This is a genomic window from Streptomyces sp. H27-H1 (genome assembly GCF_026627445.1).
In the GTDB taxonomy this organism is placed as follows: domain Bacteria; phylum Actinomycetota; class Actinomycetes; order Streptomycetales; family Streptomycetaceae; genus Streptomyces.
Genome location: NZ_JAPNLJ010000073.1, coordinates 20,898 through 28,238, shown reverse-complemented (window position 1 = coordinate 28,238; position 7,341 = coordinate 20,898). Strand labels below are relative to the sequence as shown.

The window sequence follows — 7,341 nt, the reverse complement described above, 5'->3', positions numbered from 1 at the left end:
GCACGTCGCCCACACATCCGGCCCGACCGTCTCCCCGACCCACTCCCCTTGAACCACAACAACGAGTCTGGCCCCGCCGCTGACGCGGCGGGGCCAGAACCCAACATCTTCATCAGCCTTCTAGGCCCGGATGAGCCGGGCGATGGCTTTGGAGGCTTCGCCCACCTTCGCCTTCGCCTCGTCCCCGCCCGCGGCGATGGCCTCGGCGACGCAGCAGCTGAGGTGTTCGTCCAGCAGGGCCATCGCGCAGGACTGCAGCGCGGCGTTGATCGCGGAGACCTGTGTGAGGACGTCGATGCAGTAGGAGTCCTCGTCGACCATCCGCTGGACCCCGCGGACCTGGCCCTCGATGCGGCGCAGGCGTCTGATGATGTCTTCCTTGCTCTGTGCGTAACCGGCCACGGGGCGCTCCTCAGTTGTCGGCGGCCTGGAAGCCGCGCAGCCGCAGGCTGTTGCCGACGACGAATACGGAGGAGAAGGCCATGGCCGCTCCGGCGATCATCGGGTTGAGCAGTCCGGCGGCGGCGAGCGGAAGGGCCGCCACGTTGTAGGCGAAGGCCCAGAACAGGTTCGAGCGGATGGTGCCGAGCGTCTTGCGGGCGAGGCGGATGGCGTCCGCCGCGGCCCGCAGGTCGCCTCGCACGAGCGTCAGATCGCCGGCCTCGATGGCCGCGTCCGTACCGGTGCCCATGGCCAGACCCAGGTCCGCCTGGGCCAACGCGGCGGCGTCGTTGACACCGTCGCCGACCATGGCGACGCTGCGGCCCTCGGCCTGGAGCCTCTTGACGACGTCGACCTTGTCCTGCGGCATGACCTCGGCGATGACCTCCTCGATGCCCACCTCGGCGGCGACGGACTCGGCGACGGCCTTGTTGTCGCCCGTGAGGAGGATGGGCTTCAGGCCCAGCGCGCGCAGGCGCCGGACGGCATCCGCGCTGGTCTCCTTGACCGCGTCGGCCACCTCCACGACCGCGCGGGCCTCACCGTCCCAGGCCACCACGATCGCGGTGCGGCCGGCGGCTTCGGCATCCGCCTTCGCCCGCTCCAGTTGCACGGGCAGCTCGATCGCCCACTCCGCGAGCAGCTTCTCGCGGCCGACGAGAACGGCGTGGCCCTCGACGACACCCTGGACGCCGAGTCCGGGGATGTTGGCGAAGTCCTCCGGGGTGGGCAGCGTGCCCACCCGGGCGGCGGCGCCGGCGGCGACGGCTTGCGCGATGGGGTGTTCGGAGGAGTGCTCCAACGCGCCGGCGAGGCGCAGGACGTCGGCCTCCTCGGTGCCTGCCGCGGTGTGCACTGCGAGCAGGGTCATCCGGCCGGTGGTGACGGTCCCTGTTTTGTCCAGAACGATGGTGTCGACCTTGCGGGTGGTCTCCAGTACCTCCGGTCCCTTGATCAGGATGCCGAGCTGCGCGCCGCGGCCGGTGCCGACCATGAGGGCGGTGGGGGTGGCCAGGCCCAGGGCGCAGGGGCAGGCGATGATGAGGACGGCGACCGCGGCGGTGAAGGCGGCGGTGAGGCCGGAGCCCGAGCCGAGCCAGAAGCCGAGCGTGGCGAGCGCGAGGCCGATGACGACCGGTACGAACACCGCGGAGATCTTGTCGGCGAGGCGCTGGGCCGCGGCCTTGCCGTTCTGCGCGTCCTCGACCAGCTTGGCCATCCGGGCCAGTTGGGTGTCGGAGCCGACGCGGGTGGCCTCGACGACCAGGCGGCCGCCGGCGTTGAGGGTGGCGCCGGTGACGGCGTCCCCGACGGAAACCTCGACCGGTACGGACTCGCCCGTCAGCATGGAGGCGTCCACCGCGGAGGAGCCCTCGGTCACGATGCCGTCGGTGGCGATCTTCTCGCCCGGCCGGACCAGGAAACGCATCCCGACCTGGAGGTCGGCCGTGGGCACTGTGACCTCGCGGCCGCCGCGCAGCACCGTGACTTCCTTGGCGCCCAGTTCCAGCAGGGCCTTGAGGGCGGCGCCGGCCTTGCGCTTGGAGCGGGCTTCGAAGTAGCGGCCGGCCAGGATGAAGGCGGTGACCCCGGCGGCGGCTTCCAGGTAGATGTTCCCGGCCCCGTCGCTCCGCCCGATGGTGAACTCGAAGGGGTGGGTCATACCGGTCGTGCCCGCCGTCCCGAAGAACAGCGCCCACAGCGACCAGAGGAACGCGGCCGTCGTGCCCACCGAGATCAGCGTGTCCATGGTGGCCGCGCCGTGCTTGGCGTTGGTCCAGGCGGCTCGGTGGAAGGGCCAGGCGGCGTAAGTGACGACCGGCGCGGTGAGGGTCAGCGAGAGCCACTGCCAGTAGTCGATCTGGAGAGCGGGGACCATGGCCATCGCGATGACGGGCAGCGCGAGGGAGACGGCCGTGACGAGCCGTTGGCGCAGGGGGCGCAGTTCGTCGGACTCGGTGGCCTCCTCGGCGCGGCCGCCGTCCGCGGGGGTGCGTACCGGCTCCTGGGCGGTGTAGCCCGTGGCCTCGACGGTGGCGATCAGGTCCGCGACGGAGATGTCGGCGTCGAAGGTGACCTTGGCCTTCTCGGTGGCGTAGTTGACGGTGGCCTCGACCCCGTCCATGCGGTTGAGCTTCTTCTCGATGCGGGCCGCGCACGAGGCGCAGGTCATGCCGCCGATGGCGAGCTCGACCTGGGCGGCGCCGGGAGTGATGGTGGTCATGAGTGCTGCTCCTCGTTCGAGCGCGGGGTGGGGGCCGGGGCCCGGTGGGCGGACAGGGCCCCGGCGGCCGGGCAGGCCGGGTGGCCGGGGTGGGCCGAGGGTCAGACCCGGCCGGTCAGCTCGTAGCCGGCGTCGTCGACCGCCGCCGTGATCGCGGCGTCGTCGGGGTCGCCGGCGGTGGTCACGGTGACCAGGCCGCCATCCACGTCCACGTCGACGGAGAGGACCCCGTCGAGGTCGCCGACGGACTTGGTGATGGCGGTCCTGCAGTGTCCGCAGGTCATTCCGGACACGCGGTAGACGGTGGCGGTGCTGTCCACGACGGCCGTGGCAGTCGTGGACCCACCGGCGTTCGTGCCGCAGCTGCCATCAGGGGTACAGCAGGAAGACATGGGCTTCTCCTTGATCGATTCCGATACCTACGGGGGGTATCTTCGGCCGATCCCAGATATACCCCCCAGTGGTATTGCCGCGCAAGTGTTCCCCCGGCTTGACTTGGTACCCCCTAGGGGTATCTTGGGCTCATGGAACCGCCTTACGCGGCGGTATGTCGCAGGGGAGAGCAGCCATGAATACCGGAGTGAGGATCACCGCCTACGCCGCCGCACTCGCAGCGGCCTTCGGGGCCGCCTACGGGGTCGGGACGGGAGTGGGCCCGGTCGGCGCACCGGAAAAGTCGGAGCACGCGGCCCACGCGGAGCCGGCGCCCTCAGGGGCGGGCTCAGGACGCGGAGACCCCGAAGGGGCGGCCCAGGTGTCGGCCCCCGGTGGGCTGCAAGTTTCCGAGGACGGCTACACGCTGGTCCTCGACACGCCTCGCATCGAGGCAGGTCAGAGCGAGTTGAAGTTCTCCATCGAAGACGCGGAAGGCCGAAAGGTGACCGCCTACAAGACGGAGCACGGCAAGGAGCTGCACTTCATCGTCGCCTCGCGCGATCTTGCCGTCTACCGCCACCTCCACCCGGTCCGTGCGGCCGACGGCACCTGGTCGACGCCCGTCGACCTGCCGGCGGCGGGCGGATACAAGGTCTTCGCCGACTTCGCTCCCGCGGTGGAAGGCGCGAAGGGCGTCACCCTCGGTGCGGACCTGTCCGTGCCCGGGGCGTACGCGCCGAACCCGCTGCCCCCGGCCGCGGCCACGGCGGAGGCGGAGGGTTACCAGGTGGCACTCGGCGGCACCCTCGATCCCGGCAAGGCGGGCGAGCTCAAGCTCACGGTCAGCAAGGACGGCGAACCCGTCACGAACCTCGAGCCGTACCTCGGGGCGTACGGCCACCTCGTCGCACTGCGCGACGGCGACCTCGCCTACCTGCACGTCCACCCCAACGAGGGCGGCCCCGGCCCGGACGTCTCGTTCACGGCTACGGCACCCAGCGCGGGGGCCTACCGGCTCTTCCTGGACTTCCAGCACGAGGGCAAGGTCCGGACGGCGGCCTTCACGGTCCAGGCGGGCGGCAGCGGCGCCGCGGACACCGGGAGCGGCGCGGGCACCGGGAACGGTGCGGACACCGCGACGCCCGAGCCGGACGGACACTCCCACTAGCCCACGCCCGGCCCGGAACCAGCTCCAGAGGTCCGGCGGGAAGATCGGCAACCTCGTCGCCGGCCTCGTCCCGATGGTCAACGGCTGACCTCACCCCACTCGGGCCCCCCGAGTGGCGGTGCGGTCGCCGGCCGTGTCGGGGCCGGCCGGCCGAGCAGTACCGCTTCCTCGGCCGGGGTGAGGGCGGGGCCTCCGAGAGGCGGGAGCCGAGGGCCGCGGATCGCGGCGAGGAGGACCTGCGGGTGAGCGAGGACCGTGGCCCTCGCCTGGAGGGTCATGACGTCGGTGAGGGCTTCGACGACGGTGAAGTCCGAGCAGGCCGTCGTGATGAGGCGGTTGATGTACCCGGCGGCGAGGCGGTCGGCGAAGCCGGGCTTCTTTCCGACCGCGTGGGGGAAGGCCGCGTCCTGGCCGAGGGCGAGAAGCCAGGCCGCGGCGGCGGGGCGGGCGATCGCATGCTGTGCGCGCCGCGCGAATCCCTTCGCCGCGATGTTCCCGCCCGTGCACAGATCGCGCAGGGCCAGGGCGCCTTGGGCCGCGGCGGACATGCCGTGTCCGTAGAGCGGGTTGAGAGCGGTGGACGAGTCCCCGAGAGCAATGAAGCCGTTGAGGCGCGCCTTCTCGTAGTGGCGGCGCCGGTTGGCCGTGTTCCGGGCGATCGTCACCGGGCCGCGGGGCTCGGCCCGGGCCAGGTACTCGGCTATGAGAGGGCTTCGCAGCCGGCGGGCGAACGCCGCGAACTGGGTTTCGTCGCTTGTCGGTTCGCCCCCGCGTGTGCCCGAGAGGCTGACCATCCACTCGCCGCCCTCGATGGGAAGGATGGTGCCGGCCGTGCCCGCCATGGGCAGGCGGGCATCGGCCTGGACGTTGATGACGGGCCAGCCGGCGGTGTCGACGGGCGCCTTGTAGCGGCGGCTCGCATAGGTGACTCCCGCGTCGACGACGGTCTCGGGAACGGCTGGGATCCCGAGCTCGGCCAGCCATTGCGGGGCCCGTGAGGAGCGTCCCGTGGCATCGATGACCAGGTCGGCTTCGAGGGCTTCCTCGACGCCGTCCCGGTGCCGGACGACCGCCCCGGTGATCCGGGCGCGGGTGCCCAGGAGACGAACGGGTTCCGCCGCGGACAGCAGGTGGACCCCCGGACGGGCGAGAGCCTGGCTGCGGACCGCCCAGTCCACGAGGTCGCGTCCGGCGCTGATGAGGTACTGGGCTTCGGGCCAGCACCGCCGGTACCAGCCGCCGGGGGAGAGCGAGATCATGCCGTTGGGAATGGAGATCCGGTGCGCCCCGGCATGCAGCAGCATCTCCAGGGTTCCGGGGAGGAGCGATTCGATCGCGTCGGCCCCGCCGGACCAGAGCATGTGGGCGTGGCGGGCCTGGGGAAGTCCGCGGCGGGGCTTCGGGGTCTGCGGAAGGGTGTGTCGCTCGACGATGACGACGCTGCCGCCGTGTGGAGCGAGGGCGGCTGCGGCCAGGGTGCCGCTCAGTCCGCCTCCGAGGACGAGAACGCGGTGACGGGCTCCGCGGTTGGGGGCCATGCGAGTCTGCTCTCTGTACCGGCGCCGGCCGGTAGGGCGGAAGTCGGGTGGGCCTTGGATCAGGCGTTCTGGAATCCGATGATGACTGACTGACTGACTGACTGACTGACTGACTGGGCGGCCGGGCGGGGCCTGCCGCGGCGTGGCGGGCGGAGGGCTCTCCCGGGCCGGCCTGAACCAGGCCGGCACTCGTGGGGGCGCCGGTTCGGGCCCGGTCTGTCAGCCGTGGAGGCGGGTGGTCGCCTCTGGTGCCGGGTGGTGGGCGAGCCACTGCCCGTACACCCGGATCATCTTCCTGTTCCGCAGGACGTCGAGGATGAGGGCGAGGCGAGCGGAGGTCCACGCACGAGGCGGGCGACCGCGGGAAACGCGGCTCATGTGGGTGCGCACGACGGCCAGGACGCCTGCGCACGCGATGTCCCTGTCCCGCCAGTTGAGCTGTGGAGCGGCGACTTCGACGTCCTCGCCTTCCTGCCAGCGTGTGGGCAGGTCGGGGCGGAAGGCGAGGGCCGTGGCCAGCCCGACCATCGCGAATCCGCTGGTCAGGACCTTCTCTGCGGAGGACCGACGGCCGATGCCTCCGGTCAGCATGAGGGGCATGGGCGCGGATGCGACGAGCCGCTCGGCGATGGCGAGGAAGTAGGCTTCACGGTCGAGCTTCCTGTCGTCGGCTGTGCGGCCCATGGTCGCGGCGCTCTCCATGCTTCCGCCGGAGAGTTCGACCAGGTCCACGTCGAGGTCCTTGAGGAACGCGAGTACCTGTTCCACTTCGTCGACGTCGAAGCCGCCGCGCTGGAAGTCGGCGGTGTTGATCTTGATGCTTACGGCGAAGTCCGGTGCCACCGCCGTGCGGACGGCTCGGACCACTTCCAGAAGGAGTCTGGCTCTGTTTTCCAGGCTGCCGCCCCACTGGTCGGTGCGACGGTTGACCAGGGGAGAGAGGAACTGGCTGAGGAGGTAGCCGTGGGCCGCGTGGATCTGGACTCCGTGGAACCCGCTCTCCTGCGCGAGCCGTGCCGTCGTGGCGAACCGTCCGATCGTGGCCTGGATGTCAGCCTCGTCCATCGCGGTCGGGCGCGCGAAAGTACGGGTGTGCTTCCCGAGGCTGACGCCGATGTCGGACGGCGCCCATGCGACCCCGGGCAGGTCCGATCTGACCTGCCGGCCGGGGTGGTTGATCTGCATCCAGACCTGCCCGCCTTGCGAGCCGGCGGCCGCGGCCCAGCGACGGAAGGGGGCCAGGTCGGTCTCGGCGTCGAGCACGATCGTTCCCGGGGACGTCAGGGCCCGCCGGTCGATCATCACGTTTCCCGTGATGATCAGTCCGCTCCCACCGCGTGCCCAACTGCGGTAGAGCTCCTCGATCTCCGGCCCGGGCAGTTGGCCGGGCTGGCGGGCAAGGCTCTCCTCCATGGCGGCCTTGGCGATCCGGTTCGCGATGCGGTTGCCGTTCCGCAGTACGAGAGGTGTGGACAGGTGCATGGACGATTCCTCTCTGAATGTCGTCTCTGAATTTCGTCACGTGAAGGCAGGCCGAGGCCCGCGGGTGAGGTGCCATTCTCGGTCCGTGCCCGTTCAGGGCCAGTGGATCCCGC

Annotated in this window: 6 protein-coding genes; 1 reads left to right on the top strand and 5 read right to left on the bottom strand. The window is 71.2% G+C overall.

The window, feature by feature from the left end; genetic code table 11:
- Positions 1 to 120: 120 nt before the first annotated feature.
- The 3 genes from OTB20_RS39055 to OTB20_RS39045 form a co-directional block, all read right to left on the bottom strand.
- Entirely contained in the window at positions 121 to 402 is a 282-nt protein-coding gene (locus tag OTB20_RS39055) for a metal-sensitive transcriptional regulator (protein ID WP_267757587.1), read from the bottom strand.
- Positions 403 to 412: 10 nt separating this feature from the next.
- Positions 413 to 2,665 carry a heavy metal translocating P-type ATPase gene (locus OTB20_RS39050; protein WP_267824666.1) on the bottom strand — a complete coding sequence of 751 codons (2,253 nt, stop codon included), beginning with the start codon at positions 2,663 to 2,665 and terminating at the stop codon, positions 413 to 415.
- Between the two features lie 101 nt (positions 2,666 to 2,766).
- Positions 2,767 to 3,057 (bottom strand): heavy-metal-associated domain-containing protein, encoded by a 291-nt coding sequence (locus OTB20_RS39045; protein WP_267757589.1) that lies wholly within the window; start codon positions 3,055 to 3,057, stop codon positions 2,767 to 2,769.
- Between the two features lie 176 nt (positions 3,058 to 3,233).
- On the opposite strand from OTB20_RS39045, the gene OTB20_RS39040 reads away from it, so the two are divergent.
- Positions 3,234 to 4,208, top strand: a complete 975-nt coding sequence (locus OTB20_RS39040) for a hypothetical protein (protein ID WP_267824665.1) — start codon at positions 3,234 to 3,236, stop codon at positions 4,206 to 4,208.
- 77 nt (positions 4,209 to 4,285) lie between these two features.
- On the opposite strand, the gene OTB20_RS39035 is transcribed toward OTB20_RS39040, so the two are convergent.
- Both OTB20_RS39035 and OTB20_RS39030 read right to left on the bottom strand, forming a co-directional pair.
- Complete coding sequence (locus OTB20_RS39035; protein ID WP_267824664.1) at positions 4,286 to 5,746, bottom strand: FAD-dependent monooxygenase; 1,461 nt, start codon at positions 5,744 to 5,746, stop codon at positions 4,286 to 4,288.
- A gap of 219 nt (positions 5,747 to 5,965) precedes the next feature.
- Complete coding sequence (locus OTB20_RS39030) at positions 5,966 to 7,228, bottom strand: NADH:flavin oxidoreductase/NADH oxidase family protein (protein ID WP_267824663.1); 1,263 nt, start codon at positions 7,226 to 7,228, stop codon at positions 5,966 to 5,968.
- Positions 7,229 to 7,341 lie beyond the last annotated feature (113 nt).

What these genes read in the sequence shown, in the direction of transcription:
- OTB20_RS39030 (WP_267824663.1), bottom strand. Translation starts at nt 7,228, where the DNA reads ATGCACCTGTCCACACCTCTCGTACTGCGGAACGGCAACCGCATCGCG.
- OTB20_RS39045 (WP_267757589.1), bottom strand. Translation starts at nt 3,057, where the DNA reads ATGTCTTCCTGCTGTACCCCTGATGGCAGCTGCGGCACGAACGCCGGT.
- OTB20_RS39040 (WP_267824665.1), top strand. Translation starts at nt 3,234, where the DNA reads ATGAATACCGGAGTGAGGATCACCGCCTACGCCGCCGCACTCGCAGCG.
- OTB20_RS39050 (WP_267824666.1), bottom strand. Translation starts at nt 2,665, where the DNA reads ATGACCACCATCACTCCCGGCGCCGCCCAGGTCGAGCTCGCCATCGGC.
- OTB20_RS39035 (WP_267824664.1), bottom strand. Translation starts at nt 5,746, where the DNA reads ATGGCCCCCAACCGCGGAGCCCGTCACCGCGTTCTCGTCCTCGGAGGC.